16 protein-coding genes are annotated in these 18805 nt (G+C 68.8%); 7 read left to right on the forward strand and 9 right to left on the reverse strand.

Annotation, left to right across the window (positions count from 1 at the left end):
- Positions 1-5: 5 nt before the first annotated feature.
- On the forward strand, positions 6-422 hold the full coding sequence (locus tag OHB44_RS10620; protein ID WP_266303233.1) for a VOC family protein: 417 nt from the start codon (positions 6-8) through the stop codon (positions 420-422).
- Positions 423-505: 83 nt separating this feature from the next.
- On the opposite strand, the gene OHB44_RS10625 is transcribed toward OHB44_RS10620, so the two are convergent.
- The gene (locus OHB44_RS10625) at positions 506-1960 is read right to left on the reverse strand and encodes an alkaline phosphatase PhoX (protein ID WP_330440653.1); all 1455 of its coding nucleotides are present in this window, start codon (positions 1958-1960) and stop codon (positions 506-508) included.
- Positions 1961-2068: 108 nt separating this feature from the next.
- Positions 2069-2611: a hypothetical protein gene (locus OHB44_RS10630; RefSeq protein WP_330440654.1), complete on the reverse strand. Its 543-nt coding sequence runs from the start codon at positions 2609-2611 to the stop codon at positions 2069-2071.
- Positions 2612-2708: 97 nt separating this feature from the next.
- On the opposite strand from OHB44_RS10630, the gene OHB44_RS10635 reads away from it, so the two are divergent.
- The 3 genes from OHB44_RS10635 to OHB44_RS10645 are packed head-to-tail and all read left to right on the forward strand — an operon-like array spanning position 2709 to position 5088.
- Entirely contained in the window at positions 2709-3506 is a 798-nt protein-coding gene (locus OHB44_RS10635; protein ID WP_330440655.1) for an ABC transporter ATP-binding protein, read from the forward strand.
- Positions 3503-4264 (forward strand): ABC transporter permease, encoded by a 762-nt coding sequence (locus OHB44_RS10640; RefSeq protein WP_238686489.1) that lies wholly within the window; start codon positions 3503-3505, stop codon positions 4262-4264. Before OHB44_RS10635 ends, OHB44_RS10640 begins: the two co-directional genes overlap by 4 nt.
- Before the next feature lie 44 nt (positions 4265-4308).
- A complete protein-coding gene (locus OHB44_RS10645; protein WP_266303228.1) occupies positions 4309-5088 on the forward strand; it encodes a MerR family transcriptional regulator in 780 nt (259 codons plus the stop codon).
- 36 nt (positions 5089-5124) lie between these two features.
- Here the strand turns inward: OHB44_RS10645 and OHB44_RS10650 are convergent, their stop codons facing one another.
- Positions 5125-5721, reverse strand: a complete 597-nt coding sequence (locus tag OHB44_RS10650) for a VanZ family protein (RefSeq protein ID WP_330440656.1) — start codon at positions 5719-5721, stop codon at positions 5125-5127.
- 205 nt (positions 5722-5926) lie between these two features.
- The gene (locus tag OHB44_RS10655) at positions 5927-7402 is read right to left on the reverse strand and encodes an arabinofuranosidase catalytic domain-containing protein (protein WP_266303226.1); all 1476 of its coding nucleotides are present in this window, start codon (positions 7400-7402) and stop codon (positions 5927-5929) included.
- A 199-nt stretch (positions 7403-7601) separates the two neighbouring features.
- Here OHB44_RS10655 and OHB44_RS10660 point away from each other — a divergent pair, with 199 nt between their 5' ends.
- The gene (locus OHB44_RS10660; RefSeq protein WP_091401000.1) at positions 7602-8615 is read left to right on the forward strand and encodes a LacI family DNA-binding transcriptional regulator; all 1014 of its coding nucleotides are present in this window, start codon (positions 7602-7604) and stop codon (positions 8613-8615) included.
- Positions 8616-8625: 10 nt separating this feature from the next.
- Here OHB44_RS10660 and OHB44_RS10665 read toward each other — a convergent pair whose 3' ends face one another.
- The 4 genes from OHB44_RS10665 to OHB44_RS10680 form a co-directional block, all read right to left on the reverse strand.
- On the reverse strand, positions 8626-10338 hold the full coding sequence (locus OHB44_RS10665; protein ID WP_238686479.1) for an amylo-alpha-1,6-glucosidase: 1713 nt from the start codon (positions 10336-10338) through the stop codon (positions 8626-8628).
- 56 nt (positions 10339-10394) lie between these two features.
- Positions 10395-11219 (reverse strand): carbohydrate ABC transporter permease, encoded by an 825-nt coding sequence (locus tag OHB44_RS10670; protein ID WP_266303225.1) that lies wholly within the window; start codon positions 11217-11219, stop codon positions 10395-10397.
- Positions 11216-12055 carry a carbohydrate ABC transporter permease gene (locus OHB44_RS10675; protein WP_238686476.1) on the reverse strand — a complete coding sequence of 280 codons (840 nt, stop codon included), beginning with the start codon at positions 12053-12055 and terminating at the stop codon, positions 11216-11218. The genes OHB44_RS10670 and OHB44_RS10675 overlap by 4 nt, the downstream gene beginning before the upstream one ends.
- A gap of 150 nt (positions 12056-12205) precedes the next feature.
- Positions 12206-13444, reverse strand: coding sequence for a sugar ABC transporter substrate-binding protein (locus tag OHB44_RS10680; protein WP_238686474.1), 1239 nt, complete (start codon positions 13442-13444; stop codon positions 12206-12208).
- A 298-nt stretch (positions 13445-13742) separates the two neighbouring features.
- Between OHB44_RS10680 and OHB44_RS10685 the strand changes: the two genes are divergently transcribed.
- Both OHB44_RS10685 and OHB44_RS10690 read left to right on the forward strand, forming a co-directional pair.
- Positions 13743-15578 carry an RICIN domain-containing protein gene (locus OHB44_RS10685; RefSeq protein ID WP_330440659.1) on the forward strand — a complete coding sequence of 612 codons (1836 nt, stop codon included), beginning with the start codon at positions 13743-13745 and terminating at the stop codon, positions 15576-15578.
- A 185-nt stretch (positions 15579-15763) separates the two neighbouring features.
- The gene (locus tag OHB44_RS10690; protein ID WP_266303223.1) at positions 15764-17332 is read left to right on the forward strand and encodes an arabinofuranosidase catalytic domain-containing protein; all 1569 of its coding nucleotides are present in this window, start codon (positions 15764-15766) and stop codon (positions 17330-17332) included.
- 81 nt (positions 17333-17413) lie between these two features.
- Here the strand turns inward: OHB44_RS10690 and OHB44_RS10695 are convergent, their stop codons facing one another.
- Positions 17414-18733 carry an extracellular catalytic domain type 1 short-chain-length polyhydroxyalkanoate depolymerase gene (locus OHB44_RS10695; protein WP_330440661.1) on the reverse strand — a complete coding sequence of 440 codons (1320 nt, stop codon included), beginning with the start codon at positions 18731-18733 and terminating at the stop codon, positions 17414-17416.
- Between the last annotated feature and the right edge of the window lie 72 nt (positions 18734-18805).

Raw genomic sequence — 18805 nt, forward strand, 5'->3', positions numbered from 1 at the left:
AACGGATGTTGGTCAAGCAGGTCCAAGTGACATTCGACTGCGCCGAGCCCGTGCGCGTCGGTCGTTTCTGGTGTGAGGTGTTGGGGTACGTCCCGCCGCCGCCCCCGGAGGGGCTCGCCACCTGGGACGATGTCAGTTTCGAGCAGGGTTCGTGGTTCGCGTGCAGTGACCCGTCGGGGGTGGGCCCACGGCTGTACTTCCAGCGGGTGCCCGAGGGCAAGGTCGTCAAGAACCGGGTGCACCTCGACGTGCGGGTCGTCACCGGGCTCGTGGGCGAAGAGCGCCTGGCCGCCCTCGAGGCCGAATGCGCGCGGCTGATCCCGCTCGGCGCGGTACGCGGGCAGTTGTTGCTCGCCGACGGTGAGAACGAGTCGTGCCTCAACATGCAGGACGTCGAGGGCAACGAGTTCTGCCTCGACTAGTGCCGCCTGCCGCGCGTCTCCTGAGCGCGGCCGAGCCTGATGGGGGCCGGGCGAAATCGCCTGGCCCCCACCGTCGGGCTCGGTCAGCCCAGGTACTTCTCCCACGGACCGGTGATGGCCAGGGTGAGGCCCGGGTCCTGCATGTTGACGAAGAGCACCTTGCCGTCCGCGCTGAAGGTCGGCCCGCAGAACTCCGAGTCGTTGAGCTGGTTGCGGGCGATCGCGTACGTGGGCCCGCCCGGGATCGTGCTGAGCACGTGCGAGGCTCCCGTGCCGTCCTCGGCGAGAACGAGGCTTCCCCACGGGGTGACTGTCACGTTGTCCGGGCCGTCGAAGGTGAGGTCGGTGTACTTGACCGCCGTACCCTCCTCGGAGGCGGTCTGGTGCGGGAAGTACGTCACCAGCTGGATGGTCTGGTTCTTGTAGTTGTAGAACCAGACCATTCCGTCGTGCGGCGCCGCGTCCGCCGGCAGGTCACCCTCGTCCCAGGCGTAGGAGTTGACCACGTACACGCCCTCGTCGGTGGCCCACACGCCCTCGAACTTGCGTCCGCGGGTGACCTGGCCGTCGGCGAACTGCTCGCGTACCGACGTGGTGCGCGCGTCGCGGTCCGGTACCTCGATCCAGCGGACCGGGAAGGGGCGGCCCAGCTGGGCGGAGGTCAGGTAGGCGACGTCCGGCAGCACCGAACCGTCATCCATGATGATCTGCATCGCGGCGAGCACGCCGGCGTTCGGTGCGAGGCGGGTGAGCACGCCCGGGCCCAGCTTGACGCCGTGTGGTGCCGTCCAGCGGTAGAAGAGGCCGTTGGGCCCGTCGGCGTCCTCGGAGAGGTAGACCCGGGTGCGGTCCTTGTCGACGGCAAGGGCCTCGTGGGAGTAGCGGCCCAGGCACTTGATCGGCTTCGGGTCGGCGCTGCCGTCGGCCCACACCTCGAAGACGTAGCCGTGGTCCTTCTGGTAGACGCCGGACCGGCCGCCCTCTTCCCACGTGTCGCCGGCCCGGTCCTCGGTCTCCTCGCAGGTGAGCCAGGTGCCCCAGGGGGTCGGCCCGCCGGCGCAGTTGGAGATGGTGCCGGAGAGCGCCACGAACTCACCGTGGTTGCGGCCCGCGAGGTCGGTCTTGATCACCGTGCAACCGCCGGCGTCGACGGCGCCCGCGTCGTAGACAGTGCCCTTGACGTGCGGCACGCCGAACTCGGCGCCCGGGTCGATCTCGTGGTTCTGGATCAGGGTGTACCGGCCGTGGCCGGCGTCGTAGACGGCCATGCCGTCATGGTCGGACGGGGTGGTGCCCTGGCCGCGGTCGAGCCGGGTGACACCGGTACGCGTGACCACCGTGTAGCTGAAGCCCTTGGGCAGGGCCAGGATTCCCTTGGGGTCGTCCACGAGCGGCGGGAAGGGCACGTTACCGGGCTTCACCGGCGGGTGCGGCCGGGCCGGGCTGGCCTGCGCCAGGGACGGCAGGCCGCCCGCGACGGCAAGGCCGACGCCGGCGGCGGCGCCGCTGGCGAGGAAGGTACGACGAGAGGAAGGCACGTGGATCAACTCCTGGTCAAGACGTAGTGCGACGACTGGCAGCCAACTCCTTCCGGCGGACGGCGACACGTCACCAGTGGGATCGGGTGATGACATCGGAGTTAAGAGTCAGGGTCGCGCACGCGTCTCCGACAGCAGCGCGGGCCAGTCCTGGGCGAGGGCCCAGTCGGCGAAGCTGTGCCAGCCGACCTCCGGGTAGTCCCGGTGCAACGCGGCGACGTCGACGGTCAGGCCCACGGTGCTGAAGTAGTCGAACATGGCCGCCAGGTCGGTGGACCGCTGTCGAACCTGGGCCAGCGGCACCTGCGCGTGGGTGATCGGGCGGCCGATGGTGTTTGCGAGGATCTCGGCCAGTTGGGTGGGTGTGCGTTCGTCGGGGACGATGTCGACGCGGCGGTCGGCGTGCGCGACGGTGGTCAACACGAGGTGACCGAGGCCGGCGGCTGCCGCGGCGTCAATGAGGGCCCGGCCCTGCCGGACCCCGGTGGCGAGCGCCGGGTGTTGGTCGCCCCGGTCCCGGATCGCCTCGACCGGGTCACCGCGGTCTGGGACGACCTCGGCCAGTCCTGGCGGATACTCCTCGACGAGCACACCGACGAGGAGCTGGAGGTGATCACGCGCCACATGAACCGAGCGCACGACCTCAGCCACGCCCAGATGCGTCGCCTACGGTCCCAACCGAAGCCCGACTGAGGCCTGCGGCATCGGGCTTGACCCTGACGCTGCGTCAACCCTCCATGCTGCCGCCATGAGCAATTCGCACACGCCAGCTCAGGCCGAGCAGCCCGCGATCCACGTGCATGGCCTGGAGAAGTCGTTCAAGCAGCTGACGGTGCTGCGCGGCGTCGACATCGACGTCGCGCGGGGCAGCATCTTCGCCCTGCTCGGCTCGAACGGTGCCGGCAAGACCACAGTGGTGAGGATCCTGGCCACGCTCCTCAGGGCCGACGGCGGGACGGCCCGGGTCGCCGGCTTCGACGCGGCGACCCAGGCCGCCGAGGTACGACAGTCGATCAGTCTCACCGGGCAGTTCGCGGCGGTCGACGAGATCCTCACCGGGCGGGAGAACCTGATCCTGGTCGCCCGGCTGCGGCACCTCAAGGAGCCCGGCGCAATCGCGGACGACCTGCTGAGGCGCTTCTCGCTGACCGAGGCGGGCGCCCGGAGGGTGCGGACGTACTCCGGCGGTATGCGTCGCCGTCTCGACATCGCGATGAGCCTGATCGGGAACCCGCCGGTCATCTTCCTCGACGAGCCGACGACCGGGCTGGACCCGGAGGCGCGCATCGAGGTGTGGCAGGCGATCAAGGAACTCGCCCGCAGCGGCACGACGGTGCTGCTCACCACCCAGTACCTCGACGAGGCCGAACAACTCGCCGACCGGATCGCGATCCTCCACGAGGGACGAATCATCGTGAACGGCACCCTCGACGAGCTCAAGCAGCTCCTGCCACCCGCTGAGATCGAGTACGTCGAGAAGCAGCCGACCCTCGAGGACGTCTTCCTCACCCTCGTCGGCGCCAAGACCGAGAAGGAACAACGATGAACAAGCACTTCCTCGGCGACACCACTGTCCTGCTGGGACGCTCACTGCGCCACATCGCCCGCAGCCCGGACACCATCATCACGACCGCAGTCATGCCGATCGCCTTCATGCTGCTGTTCGTCTACGTCTTCGGCGGCGCGATCGAGACCGGCTCCGACTCGTACGTGAACTATCTGCTCCCCGGCATCCTGGTCATCACGATCGCCTCGGGCATCTCGTACACCGCCTTTCGGCTCTTCCTGGACATGCAGGGCGGCATCTTCGAACGATTCCAGTCCATGCCGATCGCACGATCGTCGGTGCTCTGGGCGCACGTGCTGACCTCGCTGGTCGCCAACCTGATCTCGTTGGTCGTCGTCGTCCTCGTCGCACTGCTCATGGGCTTCCGCACCGGAACGAACGTGCTGGGGTGGCTCGCCGTCGCCGGCATCCTGGTGCTGTTCACGCTGGCGCTGACCTGGATCGCCATCATCCCGGGCCTCACCGCCCAGTCGGTGGACGGCGCGAGCGCCTTCTCGTACCCCCTGGTCTTCCTGCCGTTCGTCAGCTCGGCCTTCGTGCCCACCGCGTCGATGCCCGGCCCGGTGCGCGCCTTCGCCGAGCACCAGCCGGTGACCGCCATCGTCAACGCGATCCGAGACCTCTTCGCGCAGAAGCCGGTCGGATCGGGCATCTGGACCGCCCTCGCCTGGTGCGTCGGCATTCTCGTGGTGGCCTACCTGTTCGCCACCCTGACCTACCGCCGCAAGATCTCCTGACCCGATGTCGGCCAGGGCTGGCAAGGTAAGGGCAGGATCAGGGCATGCTGACGATCAGTCAACTGGCGGCGTACACCGGGGTCACGGTGCGGGCGGTACGGCACTACCACCAGATCGGCCTGCTGCCGGAGCCCGAGCGGGACTCCTCGGGCTACCGGCGGTACAGCGCAGGGGCGGTGGTGTCCCTCATCAGGATCCGGATTCTCGCCAACGCCGGCGTACCGCTCTCCCAGATCGGTCAGATGCTGGACGCCGACGCGTCGACCTTCGCGGCCGCGGTCGAGGAGATCGACAGGCACCTGGGCGACGAGATCGCACGACTGGAGACCAGCCGGAAGCAGATCGCGCAACTCGCCTCCGGGGATCGTCTGGCGCTCGCACCAGAGGTGACCACCTACCTCGACCGGCTCCGGGACATTGGCGTCTCCGAACGGGTGGTGGCGGGTGAGCGGGACAGCTGGATCCTGATGTCGGCTCGCTGGCCCGATCGCGTCCGCGAATGGATGCCCAGCAAGATCGCGCAGCTCGACGACCCGCAACTCATTCGGCTCTATCGGATCCTGTCGGAGGTCTTCGAGAGCGACACCAGCGACGACGCGCGTCTGGTGGAGGCCGCCGACATCTTGGCCAGCCTCGCCGATCAGGCATACCGCTCTGGCGAGATCGACCTCGGTGAGGTGGCGCAGGACGATCTACCGTTCGACCTTCTGGACGCGCTGGCCGTCGAGGCGGACCCGCGGGTGAAGCGGCTGCTGGGTCTGATGCGCGAGCGCGGCTGGGATGGTCTGGCGCGGCTGGAGCGGTTGGCAGGGCCGTCCACCTGATCGACTGTCAGCTCTGTTGGTAGTTGACCGGGACGCTCAGCGTCCCGCTGCCGGGGCCGGCTGAGGTCGACGATCCGTGGACGTGTCGGGTGTGTCGCGCCACCAGCGGCGGGATACCAGCGCCGCCAGCCCGGCGCCCGCGGCGTTGAGCAGGACGTCGTCCACCGACGACACCCGGTCCAGCCGCAGGACGTACTGGGCGGTCTCGACCAGGACCGAGCAGCCGGCCGCGAGGGCCAGGATCCGCGGCACCGATGCCAGCGCCGGGAACCGCAGCGGGGCGAAGAACCCGAGGGCCGCGAAGACCAGCAGGTTGCCGACGATCTGGAACGTCGCCGTCCCCGGACCCCCGTCGGAGAAGATCGTGAGCAGGTCGCGCAGCGGCACCAGTGTCACCCGGCCGGAGACGGTGCCGGCCTGCTCACCCGGCAACATGATCATCCAGACCCAGGGGACCGTGCCATAGACGATGCCGACGTCGGCCAGAGACGTCCGCCACGCCGACGCGTCGCCGGTGGCACGTCGGCGACGCGCCAGGGCCCACACCGCAAGGGCGGCCAACGGCAGGACGACCACAGTGATGAGGACGACGCCGTTGAACGTACCGAACCAGCCGTGCCAACCCTTGATCATCCGACCCCCGCTTTTCGCCCAGTCCCGAAACCTACCCGGCCCGGGTCGCGGGCGGACGCGGTGTTGAGCGGTATACCTCAGAGGCATATTTATGCCGCTGAGGTATACCGCTCCTCACAGATTGACACTGCGGGCCAGTTGAACGGTGCAGGCCGCCAGGTAGCTCACGGCCGTGCCGCCCACGGCCGCTCAATCGGATGGTGGGTCAGCTGCGGGTGGACCACCGCTGGTTGGTGCCGCCGTTGCAGGCCCAGAGGATGAGCTTGGTGCCGTTGGCGGTGGCGGCCGCGTTGGCGTCGAGGCAGAGCCCGGACTGGACGCCGGTGATGGTGCCGTTGGAGTTGAGGTTCCACTGTTGGTTGGTGCCGCTGTGGCAGTCCCAGATGATGGCCTGGGTGCCGTTGGCGGTGCCCTGGCCGGAGGCGTCGAGGCACTTGTTGCCGTACACCTGGAGTTGTTTGCCGGCGGTGTAGGTCCAGCGCTGCGCGGTGTTGCCGACGCAGTCCCAGAGTTGGACCTGGGTGCCGTTGGTGGTGCTGCCGTTCGGTACGTCGATGCAGCGGCTGGACTGTGCGCCGACGACCTGGACGTTCTGCTGCGGGTTGCCGCCGCCGGCCGGCGCGTAGGCGGCGGCGTTGATGTTGGCCTGGACGGCGTTCTCGGTGGCCGCCGTCGGGTAGCCGGAGGTCAGTACACCCTCGAAGAAGGTGCCGCGACCGGTGATGCTGTTGTCACCGCCGATGCCGAGCAGGATGGCACCTTCCTTCTTCATCGGGTGGTAGCCGTTGGGGCGTGGCCCGTCGAAGTAGGTCGTCAGGCTGCCCGACTGGGCGTTGCCGCCCCGGATCGCCCAGTGGTTCGGCTCGCCCTTGACCATGGCGGTGACGAAGCGGTGGTTGATCGACGCGATGTTGTTGTAGCCCGCGTTGACGCCGGAGAACAGCCCCCACTCCAGGTCGGCCATGATCCACGGGCCGGCCCCCGCCCCGTAGCCCCACTGCTTGTTGGCGCCGAAGTAGACGGTCTCCATGATGGCGCGCTCGTCGGCGAGGTTGTTGGTCTGCGCGTTGCCGTAGTCGAAGCAGCACCACTGGTTGTAGTGCGTGCCGTCGACGACCGCGTAGATGCCCTCGGGCTGGTCGCCGGTCGCGACGCCGTTGGTGTTGTTGTTGCGGTAGCCGGTGCCGGGGGCGATGTAGACGCCGTACGCCTTCTGGCCGCCGACGGTGACCGGTGCCGCCTTCGCGTCGGCGAGGTTGTCGAATCCGCCGGGAGCGGGGCCGACGAAGTAGCCGGGGGGCGCCTGGGTGAGACGGTTGTTGCGGCCGGACTGGTCGTAGATGATCGTGATGACGCAGTTGGTGTTGGCGCAGAACGTGTCCTGGGTGGCGGCGTTGGCGTAGCCGCCCTCGCTGAGCACGCCGACGTCGCGGGTGGTGTTGTCCGACGATCGTCGGACCTGGTAGAGCGGGCCGTTGTACGCGCCGTACAGCGCGCGGGTGGTGCTGTGCGCGGCCACACACGGCGTGCCGCCGGAGGCGTAGATGTCACACGGACCCGTGCCGGCCGCGTGCGCGACGCCCGGCGCGTCCGAGACCACATAGGCGCCGGCGCCGACGACGAGGACGAACAGGGTCCCGGCGGCGGCCATCAGGCGGCCCAGTTTTCTCTTCACATTCATCGGATCCTTTCGGGTGCGTAGCGGGGTGGGGCGATGGAATTGACGTCACACGTCATACCTGTGACATTAATGGGCGTCCATCTATGAGCGCTAGTTGACACACGTTGGTCATCGATCGATGAGCCTGAGGACGGATATGCTGGTCAGCGGAGCAAGGTGCGTCCCCGTGTCGGGGCAAAAATCGATTCGAGGGCGATTGATGAACATCGGGGAGATCGCTCGCCGGGCGGGGGTGTCCCGCAGCACCGTTTCCTACGTGCTCAGCGGAAAACGCAGCGTGTCGGAGGCGACCCGGCAACGGATCCAGTCGGTCATCGACGAGTTGGACTACCGGCCGAACGCCAGCGCCCGTGCTCTCAAGGAGGGGCGCACCCGCACCCTCGGGCTGGTCATCCCGCCAGCGAGCCAGCGGTTGACCGACATGCAGCTGGGCTTCGTCGCCAGCGTCGTCGAGGCCGCCGCCCGCCATGACCTCGACGTGCTGCTGTCCCCCTCCGGTGGCGACCATGACCGGTCGTTCGAGCGGATCGTCACCGGGCGTCGGGTGGACGGCGTGGTCCTGATGGAGATCCGGTTGGCGGACGACCGGGTGACCCGACTGACCAAGGCCGGGCTGCCGTTCGTCACCATCGGCCGGACCGCCGAGCCGCACGGGATGAGTTGGATCGACATCGACTACGCCGGGCTGATCGCTCGGTGCGTGCAGCACCTGGCCGACCTGGGGCACCGGCACGTGGCACTCGTGAACCGGTCCGCCGAGTTGGTGGCCGCCGGGTACGGCCCCAGCCATCGTGCCCTGACCGGCTTTCGGGCGGCGGCGGCGGAGCGGGGGTTGACCGGCGTGGAGGTCTGCAGCGGCGACGACACCGCCTCCGGCGAGGCGTGCATGGAGCAACTGTTGGCGACGCACCCGGAGGTCACGGCGGTGGCCACCATCAACGAGGCCGCGCTGCCCGGAATGCAGCGCGCGTTGACCGGCGCCGGGCTGTCAGTGCCACGCGACTTCTCCGTCACCGGAGTCGCCGCGCAGCACTGGGCGGAGGATTTCCGTCCGCCGCTGACCGCCGCCGACGTGCCGATGGTCGAGATGGGCGCCGAGGCGGTGTCGCTGCTTCTGGAGATCATCGCGGCTCCCGGCGCCGTGCCACGACACCGCCTCTACAGCCCGCCCATCTCGTTGCGCTCCAGCACCGGCCCCGTCCGCGGCCGCTGATCCGACAGGCTTACCCGCCCCTGACCCGCCGCTCCTCCTGGGCGGCGGCGAGGATGAGATAGCTGCTGGCGGTCCAGGTGTAGGCGCGGTCCCGCAGCCCGGTGCCGGTCTCGGCGTCGAAGTTCTCCGCGAAGCCGGACTTCTCACACAGCGCGAGGAACCGCCGACTGATGTCGTCGGCGATCCTGGTCTGCCCGGCCCGGCGCAGGCCGTCCTCGACCAGGACGGTGGAGGGCGCCCAGATCGGGCCACGCCAGTAGCCGTCGGCGAGGTAGTGGGCCGAGTCGGTCGGCTCGGTGGCCAGCCCGTGCGTGGTCAGGTGGGTTTCGACGCCGCGTGCCAGGGCGGCGGCGACCGGGGCCGGCAGATCGGCCCCGAGCGCGACGGGCATCAGGTCGAGCAGGCTGCGGCTGGGTCGCCGGCGCCCGGTGTGGGGGTCCCGGGCGCAGAAGCGTTCGCCGTCCCACAGGTCGCGCAGCATCGCCCCGTGGATCCGGTCGGCCTCCTCCGACCAGCGGGTGGCGGGCTCACCCAGTTCGGTGGCGAGGTCGGCGAGGCAGCGGAGCTGCGAGACCAGGAACGCGGCGAGGTCAGCCGTCTCGAGGACCCGGTTGTCGTCGAAGGTGGTGGCGTTGTCCCAGCCGCTGTCGTTGCCGTGCTGGTAGTGCGGCAGGTCATGGCCGGGGGCGCGTCGCGCGTCGAGCCAGAACCCGGTCCAGCGGGCGAGCCGGTCGTACGTCTGCGCCAGGGCCGCCCGGTCCGGCGGCTGGGGGAGGCGTCGGCGCAGGTGCCGGAGGGCCCAGCCGTGGATGGGAGGCTTGACATAGTTGTGCAGGACCTCCGAGTGGGTGACCGAGTCGGGGAGGGCCCCGGCCTCGTCCTGGTGGTCGAAGGGCAACTGGAACTGGTGCCAGGCCAGCTCCGGCTCGCCGGCAGCCAGGGCGATCGCGTTGAAGCAGTGGTCCCAGCTCCACACCTTGTCCATCCAGTGCTTGGACATCAGGACGGCCGGCCGGGTGACGAAGCCCGCCGGGGCGACAGTGGCCGACCACAGGACGTACGCGGCCAGTTCGGCGGCCGGGGTGTCCGGGCCGCGCCAGGGCGCGATCGCGTCGACGAACGCGGTGAACTCCGCGAACCGGTCGCGGCACAACTGCTCGAAGGTGACGGAACCGGCGTACGGGCGGCGGGCGGTGGCGTACTCCTCGATCGCGATCTCCCAGGGCTGGTCGCCGGGAAAATCCAGGGAACGGTCGGCGGTGCCGAGCGCCTGCGAGCCGTCGGTCCGCGGCAGTGCGCCGGAGAGCACTGTGATCCGGTATCGGCGACCGGTCTCGTACGAGGTGAACACGTGTGATCCGTCGACCGGGTCGGCGTACAGGTAGGTGCCGCTGAACGGGGTGAGGGTGTGCGCGGCAGCGGCCACCCGCAGGCCGAGCCGGTGGCCCCGGACCCGCAGGGTGTCCGGCCCGTCGTAGACGGCTTCGATCCGGTCGGCCCCGTTGCGCCAGCTCAGCAGGGCGGGCGTGGCGACGACTGTGGTGCCGGCGACGGTGGGGGTGAACCGCAGTACGGGGTGCAGCCCGGTCTGGTGGGAGACCAAATGGAGGTCGTCGGCGTACGTCTTCTCGGCTACCACTGGGGAGATGTTGAACCAGGATCCGCGGTAGCTGAACGGGATGTCCTGGATGGAGAACTCCGGACCGGACGGGGCGACGGTCATGGGTGGCGGGTGCCTTTCTGTGGTGCGGGTGGTCAGTCCTCGACCGCCGCGGATGGTCAGTCCTTGACGGCGCCGGCGGTCACACCCATCGAGACGTACCGCTGGGCCAGGATCAGCAGCACTGCGGCGGGGATCGAAGCGACGACGGCGGTGGCCATGATGGCGTTCCACTGCTGGTTGTTGTTGCCGATGTAGTGGTAGATGCCGAGAGTGATCGGCTGGTGGTCACCGCCGCCGGCCAGGGTCGAGGCGAAGATGAAGTCCGACCAGGACCACAGGAACGCGAAGAGCGACACAGTGACGATCGAGTTGCGGCTGACCGGCAGCACGACCGACCAGAAGGTCCGCAGCCGACCGGCCCCGTCGACCACGGCGGCCTGGAGCAGCTCGTCGGGGATACCGGACATGAACGCCGTGAAGATCAGGACAGCGAACGGCACCGCGAGCGTCGTGTCGGCCAGGATCAGGCCGGGCAGCGTGTTGAGGACGCCGAGGGTGAGGTAGATGGCGTAGAAGCCCATCGCCATGATGATCCCCGGGATCATCTGCGCGATCAGCAGCAGGAAACTCAGCGCCGGACCGCCGGGTGGCCGGAGCTTCGCCAGCGCGTAACCGGCGGGGGCGGCCAGCGCCACGGTCAGCACCACAGTGCCGAGGCCGACCAGGAAGCTGGTGCCGAGGTAGGGCAGTTGCTGGTCGAGCACCGCCCGGTAGCCGTCCAGGGTGCCGTTTGTGGGGAACAGGTGCGGGGGACTGGCGCGCATGTCCTGGTCCCGGGTGAAGGACACATTGATCATCCAGTAGACGGGGAAGAGCATCAGCCCGGTCAGCACCAGGCCCACGCCGGTCTTCCACCAGGCGCGAGGCGTCGAGGTGGTCATCGCAGCTGCTGCCTCCGCTCGATCCGGATGTAGACGAGGCCGGCGACCAGAGCCAGCACGATGAGCAGGTTCCCGATGGCCGCGCCCGGGCCGAACTCGGGCAGCAGGTTGCCGAAGCCGAGCCGGTACGACCAGGTGGCGAGTGTTGCCGAGGAGCCGGTCGGGCCGCCCTTCGTCATGATCCAGATGATGTCGAAGACCTTCAGCGTGTAGATCAGCCCCAGCAGCAGCGTGATCAGGGAGACGGGGCGCAGCAACGGGAAGGTGATTCCCCAGAACCGTTGCCACCCCGTCGCGCCGTCGAGCGCGGACGCCTCGTACATCTCGGTCGGGATCGCCTGTAGGCCGCTGTAGAGCACCACCAGGTTGAACGGGATGCCGATCCAGACGTTGGCGATGATCACCGACGTGAGTGACCAGCCCGGTGAGGTGAGCCAGTTGACCGGGTCGATCCCGACGACGCCGAGCGCCGCGTTGACCAGCCCCGAGTCGCTGTTGAGCAGCCACGACCAGGTCGACGCGGAGACGATCAGTGGCAGCAGCCACGGTACGAGGATCAGTGCCCGCAGCGTGCGCGACAGCGGGAAGTGCTGGTGGAAGAAGAGGGCCAGGGCCATGCCGATGGTGAACTGGAAGACGAGCGAGGCCGCTGTGAAGACCACTGTGTGCGTGAGTGTCGGCCCGAATGCCGGGTCGGTCAGGACCGTTCGGTAGTTGTCGAGGCCGGCGAAGGGCGCTCCGCCCTGCACGAACGATCGGACTGTGTACTCGCGCAGGCTCAACTCGACGTTGCGGTAGAGCGGGTAGGCGTAGAAGGCCGCCAGGTAGATGGTCACGGGCGCCAGGAAGCCCCATGCCCACCATCGGCTGGGCCGGCGGGCACGGGATGGCGGAGGCCCGGGCGGGACGGCGGTCGCCGCCCCACCCTGGTCTCGTACGGCGGTGGAGGTCTCTGTCGTGGAGGGCATGGTGTCGGTTCGGATCGCTTACCTGGTCGTGGCGGCGGTCTGCGCGGCGGCGAGTGCCTCCTGTGGCGACTTTCCGCCGCTGAGGGCCGACTGCACAGCGGTCCACAGGGCCTCGGAGATCTTCGGGTACTTCGTGCCGAGGTCGTCGCCGGTGCGGCCCTTGGCTGCCCGGACCGCCTCCACCCAGACCTTGAGCTTGGGGTCCGCGGTGGCCTGTCGCTCCTGCACGGCGGCGACGGGCGCGACGTAGGAGAGCGTGGTGTCGGTGGTGAGGAGGTTGTCGGCGTTGGTCAGGCAGGTGACGAGCTTCTGCGACGTCTCGTACCGGCCGGTCTTCTTCTGCACCGGAATGGAGACGAACTCACCGCCGGTGGGCGCCGGGGCCGGGCCGCCCGCGCTGGCCGGGATCGCGATGGTGCCGTACGAGAAGCCGAGCTTCTCCGCGTTGGCCAGTTGCCAGGTGCCGTTCTCGGCGAACGCGTAGTCGCCGGTGGCGAACTCCTGCCAGCTCGTGGTCTGGGTGTTGTTGATGACGGAGTTCGGGGCGTGGCCCTGCTTGAGCCAGTCGGTCCAGAGCGCCAGCGCGGACACCGCCTGCGGCGAATCGAGACTCGTCAGTTGGGCGCCCGATCCCCAGAACCAGGGCAGGAACTGGAAGCTGCCCTCCTCAGTGCCGATCGCGGAGAAGGTGATGCCCTTCTTTCCCTTGGTCTTAACCTTGGTCAGTGCCGCGGTCAGCGAGGTCCAGTCCGTGACGGCGGCGGGATCGACGCCGGCGGCGGTGAGCACATCCTTGTTGTAGTAGAGGGCGAGGGTGTTCGCCCCGATCGGCACCCCGTAGGTCTTGCCGCCGCTCTGGCCGGCGCCGAGCAGGTTCTTCTCCATGGCCGAGACGTCCAGCTTGTTGTCGTCGGTGGTGGTGAGCGCACCGGCTTCGGCCAGAGTGGAGATGACCGGGTTGTCCACGATCAGCACGTCCGGTGAGTTTCCCTGCTGAGCGGCGAGCAGCGCCTTGTTGGTCAGGTCGGTGGTGTCGTAGCCGGTGCGCTCGACAGTCACCCCCGCGGAGGTGCCGCACTTCTTGAGCAGCGCGACCCACTCGGAGTCGTCGGCGAACTGCGGATACGGGTCCCAGACGAGGTAGGCGCCACCGTCGGCGCCACCGTCGGCGGACGACGAGCAGGCGCTGCCCGTCACTGCGGCGAGAGCTATCACGGCGACGGCGGCCAGGCGCCGCCGACGACTGAGTCCGGTCATGTGGTGCCTCACTTCACATCGATCGTCAGGTGGGGTGTGTCGGTTGATCGTCGCGGCGTGGAACAGTCAAACGTGCTGCGAATCGATTCGACGAATCGGTTCGCCCGAAGATAGGTCTGGCCATAGCCGGGGGTCAAGGGTCAGTTGGTCGCGCCGTGAGGATCGCTGGGCAACGTGGACGTCACCGCGCCGTCACTTCATTGACATGGTTCAGTTCCCGGTCCTACGATCCGTGCGAATCGATTCGCAAGTGCTGCCCTCCGGAGAGCGTCCCCCGCGCCCCACCAAGGAGCCGCCCGTGAAAACCCCGTCCCGCAGCAGGTCAGGCCGAGCCCGCGTGTCCGTGGCCCGACTCGTCGTCGGCCTGCTCGCCGCCGCTGCCGCCGTCACCGTCGCCCCGTCCCCCGCCCAGGCCGCCGACGAGTCGATCAGCGTCAACTTCGCCACCACAAACGGTGCGCCGACCTACCGCGCCTCCGGCTGGATCTACGGCATGACCGAGAACGCCAGCGGTCCGGCCGACCACTTCTACCGGGACGTCAAGTTCCAGTACATGCGCGCCGGCGGCGCGCAGCTCCCGGGCAGCGGCTGGGTCGGCGGAACTTACGACCGCCGCTGGAACTCCACACTCGCCCAGGCGCGTCGCACCACAGCCCTCGGCGGGAAGTTCATCCTCCTGCCGCACGACCTCTGGGGTGCCGACGGCGCCGGAATCTCCCGCTTCCCCGGTGACAACGGCAACTGGACCGACTACGACAACTTCCTGACCCGCCTGATCAACGACGTCCGGGCGTCCGGGCTGTCGGTGCAGTGGGACATCTGGAACGAACCCAACATCACCATCTTCTGGAACCGGCCGATCTCCCAGTACCTCGAACTGTGGCGGCGGACCTACCAGCGCATCCGGGCGGAGTTCCCCAGCCAGCTCATCGTCGGGCCGAGCTGCGCCTGCGTGCCGTCGACCAACCACGCCTTCTGGAACCAGTACCTGGACTTCGTCCGCTCGACGAACACGGTGCCGGACATCATCAGCTGGCACTCGCTGCCCGGTGACCCGGTGGCGAACGTCGCCGCCGCCAACGCCACCCTCGACCCGCGTGGCATCGCCCATCCGCGTCCGTACCAGATCAACGAGTACGGCGCGCCTGACGAGCAGAACCCGGCCGACGGCGCCTGGTACATCGCGCGCCTGGAGCGGGCCCGGGCCGACGGCCTGCGGGCGAACTGGGCCAGCGGCGGCAGCCTGCACAACGATCTCGGCAACCTGTTGATCCGTAACTCGGCCGGCCAGCACCAGCCCAAGGGGGAGTGGTGGAACTACCGCTACTACGCCTCCCAGGTTGGGGAGATCGTCGCGGTGACCCCCAGCCAGTCGTACGACGCGTACGCCACGAAGGCCGCCGGGGTGGCGAAGGTGCTCATCGGCGGTGGTCGTACCACCGGGAACCTGACAGTCAACCTGCAACGCCTGGACACCACGAGCGGCATCGTGCAGAACAACCAGGTCCGGGTCCTCACCCAACGCATCCCGCACAACGGTGGCGGCGCGGTGGCGGGGCCGGTCACGGTCTCGAACAGCGTGGTCGGGGTGTCGAACAACAACGCCACGGTGACGGTGCCGTACACCAACCAGACCGACACGTACACCGTCACGCTGCTGCCTCCCTCGGACGGTGGCTTCCAGTCGGTGGCGGTGGCCCAGCACTCCCAGCAGTGCCTGAACAACGCCGGCCTGAGCACCGCCGACGGCAACGTCCAACAGCAGAACTACTGCGACGGTGGTGACCAGCAGCTCTGGAACTTCCGCCCGGTAACCGGAGTGGCGAACACCTTCACGGTGGTCAACCAGCAGAGCGGCAAGTGCCTCGACGTCAGCGGCGTCTCCACCGCCGACGGTGCGGCGGTGCACCAGTGGACCTGCCTGAACAGCCTCAACCAGCAGTTCACGCTGCGAAAGGTGACCTACTCGGGCAACGACTCGCACGACTACCAACTCGTCGCCCGGCACAGTGGCAAGTGCGTCGATGTCAACGCGGTCTCCACGGCCGCCGGCGCGCTGGTCCACCAGTGGACCTGCAGGGCGGTCAATCAGGGCAGCCCGTTGAACCAGACGTGGCGGCTCCTGGGGCGGTAGGCGTCCCGGGGAGGTGGCGTGCCGGTCGTCCGCCCAACGGCCAGCGCGCCACCCCGCCACCGCATTCATTGACATGAATTAATTAAAGGTCATACGATTCGCTGCGAATCGATTCGCCATCGCCACCGCCCCCATGGCCCGTCGAACAAACCCACCGCGCTTCCACGACTTCGAGGAGCCACCTCGTGCGAACCCCGTCCCCCACCGGGCCAGGAACAGCCCGTGATCTCGTCCCGAGACGTCCTCGCACCCGACGTCTGGCCGCCCTGGCGACCGCGCTGGTCGGAGTGCTCGTCGGCGTCGGCGCCCTACAAGGCACATCACTGTCCGCCGCCGCGGCACCCGTCTCGGCTGCCGCCATCGTCGTCGGTCAAAGCACCCCGATCGTCGGTACGCCATCCGGCCGCTGCCTCGAAGTGCCCAACTCCGGCACCACGAACGGCACCCAGACGCAACTCTGGGACTGCAACGGCAGTGCCGGCCAGAGCTGGACCTGGACGTCCACCAAGCAAATCCAGGCGTACGGCAACAAGTGTCTGGACGCCTCCGGCCGCGGCACCGCCAACGGCACCCAGGTGATCATCTGGGACTGCAACGGCCAGAACAACCAACAGTGGAACGTCAACAGCAACGGCACCATCACCGGCGTGCAGTCCGGGCTGTGCCTCGACGCCAACGCCGCCGCCACCGCGAACGGCACCAAAATCATCCTCTGGGCCTGCAACGGCGGCGCGAACCAGCAGTGGGCCTCGCCGACCACCACCCCGCCGCCGACCAACCCGCCGACCGGCGCGCGTCCGTGCGACATCTACGCCTCCGGCGGCACCCCGTGCATCGCGGCGCACAGCACCACGCGGGCGCTCTACGAGGCGTACGCCGGAAACCTCTACCAGGTCCGACGCTCGTCGGACAACACGACCCGCAACATCGGGCTCACGGGCACCGGCGGCACCGCCAACGCGGCGACGCAGGACTCGTTCTGCTCCGGCACCGCCTGCGTGATCACTGTCGTCTTCGACCAGTCCGGGCGCGGCAACGACCTCTGGTACCAGGGTTCGAGCGTCGTTCCGGGCTCCCCGCAGAGCAAGCCGGCGATCGCGACCTCGGAGTCGCTGACCGTGGGCGGCGCCAAGGCGTACTCGCTCTACATCAACCCCGGTAACAGCTACTGGCGCGATGGGCACCTCACCGGCGTGCCGACCGGCGCGGCACCCGAGGGCATGTACATGGTGACCAGCGGAACCCACGTCAACAGCGGCTGCTGCTTCGACTACGGCAACAGCGAGACGACCAGGAAGGCCGACGCCGCCGGCGCGATGGACGCCATCAACTTCGGCAAGCAGTGCTGGTTCGGCGGCTGCTCGGGCAGCGGGCCCTGGGTGCAGGCCGACCTCGAGTGGGGTCTCTTCCCGGGCGGCAGCAGCTCCTGGAACCCGAACCAGCGCGCGTTCACCAGCAAGTTCGTCACCGCGACGCTGAAGAACAACGGCACGACCCGGTTCGCCATCAAGGGCAGCGACGCGCAGGTCGGCAGCCTCTACACGCTGTACGACGGCTCGCTCCCGCCGGGCTACAGCCCGATGAAGAAGCAGGGCGCCATCATCCTGGGCAGCGGCGGTGACTGCTGCAAGCCCGACGGCGGCGCGAACCTGAGCGCCGGCACCTTCTACGAGGGAGCGATGGTCGCGGGCTATCCGTCCGACGCGACCGAGAACGCCGTGCAGGCCAGCGTGGTGACCGCCGGTTACCGCTGATCCCGGCCACGCCGTACGAGTCGTGCGCCGGTCACCACCAGGTGGTGACCGGCGCACGCGCGGGTGGACGTCCACCCGGTCTCAGGCGACAGTGCAGGACGCGCCGTTGAGGGTGAACGACGGCGGTCGGGCGTTGTTACCGGTGTGGGTGGCCTGGAAGCCGAAGCTCACCGAGCCGTTGGCGGGGATGCCGCCGTTGTAGGCGACGTTGCGGGCCGTCACCTGCCCGGAGCTGGGCGAGTAGGTGGCGTTCCAGCCCGAGGTGATGGTCTGCCCGGCCGGCAGTGTGAAGACCACTGACCAGCCGTTGACGGCGCTGGTGCCGGTGTTCGTGACGGTGATGTTCTCGGTCAGCCCGGTGTTCCAGGCGTTGACGTCGACTGTCACCCGGCAGGCGCCGGAAGTCGGCGGCGGGGTGGTCGGCGGTGGCGTGGTCGGGGGCGGCGTGGTCGGCGGTGGCGTCGTGGGATCGGTCAGTCCGAAGAACGCGATGGCCGACGCGGCCATGCCACCGGAGGGCAGGCTGTGCCCGGCCCCCTGGATGCTGTACGCCTCGACCTGGACGGTGCCGCCGCTGTCGGCGTACCGGCGGCGGTTCCAGTTGGCCTGGGGCGTGTCGGTGGAGGTGGGTGTCTGGCTCAGCCCGAACACGTTGGTCCACTGCTCGATCGCCTCCTGCAACAGCGAGTACGGCACGAGCGTGTCGTTGGTGCCGTGCCACAGCTGCACGCGCGGGCGGGGCCCGGAGTAGCCGGGGTACGCCTGGCGGACCGCGTCACCCCACTGCTGCGGCGTCCGGTTCATGTTTCCGCCGGTGCACTGGCTGCTGGTGGGCGGGAAGTCCGCCGCGTTGGCGAAGCAGTTGAACGGCACGCCCATGAACGCGGCGCCGGCCTTGAACAGGTCGGGATGGAGGGCGAGCATGTGGTTGGTCATCATGCCGCCGGACGAGCTGCCGGTGGCGTAGACCCGCTCCGGGTCGGCCGCGTACTGCTGCTGCACGTACCGGACCATCGAGACGATCGACACCGGGTCGCTGCCGCCGCCACGTCGCTTGGCGGCGTCCGACCAGACGTCGAAGCAGTTGCCGAACCCGGCCTGCTGGGTGGCGGACGGGTAGATCACGATGTACCCGTAGCGGTCGGCGAGGCTGGCGAACTCGCTCCCGGAGTAGAAGCCGGGGCCGGACCCGCCGCAACCGTGCATGGCCACCACGACAGCCGGTCGGGTCGGCCGGTTGTCCGGCACGTAGACGTGCATGCGCATCCGGCCCGGGTTGTCACCGAAGCTGGTCACCTCGGTCAGTGACGCCGCGTACGCGGGCCCGACAGTGGGGGCCACCAGGCCGGCCGCCGCCAGTGCCGTGGCCAGGGCGAGTAGCAACTTCCTTCTGATTCTCAACTGACGACTCCTTTGATTGCCTGTGCAGGCTGGATTGACAGTGCGATCCGCTCGCGGTGTGCCCGACTGCCG

It is taken from the genome of Micromonospora sp. NBC_00821 (genome assembly GCF_036347035.1).
Taxonomy (GTDB): domain Bacteria; phylum Actinomycetota; class Actinomycetes; order Mycobacteriales; family Micromonosporaceae; genus Micromonospora; species Micromonospora hortensis.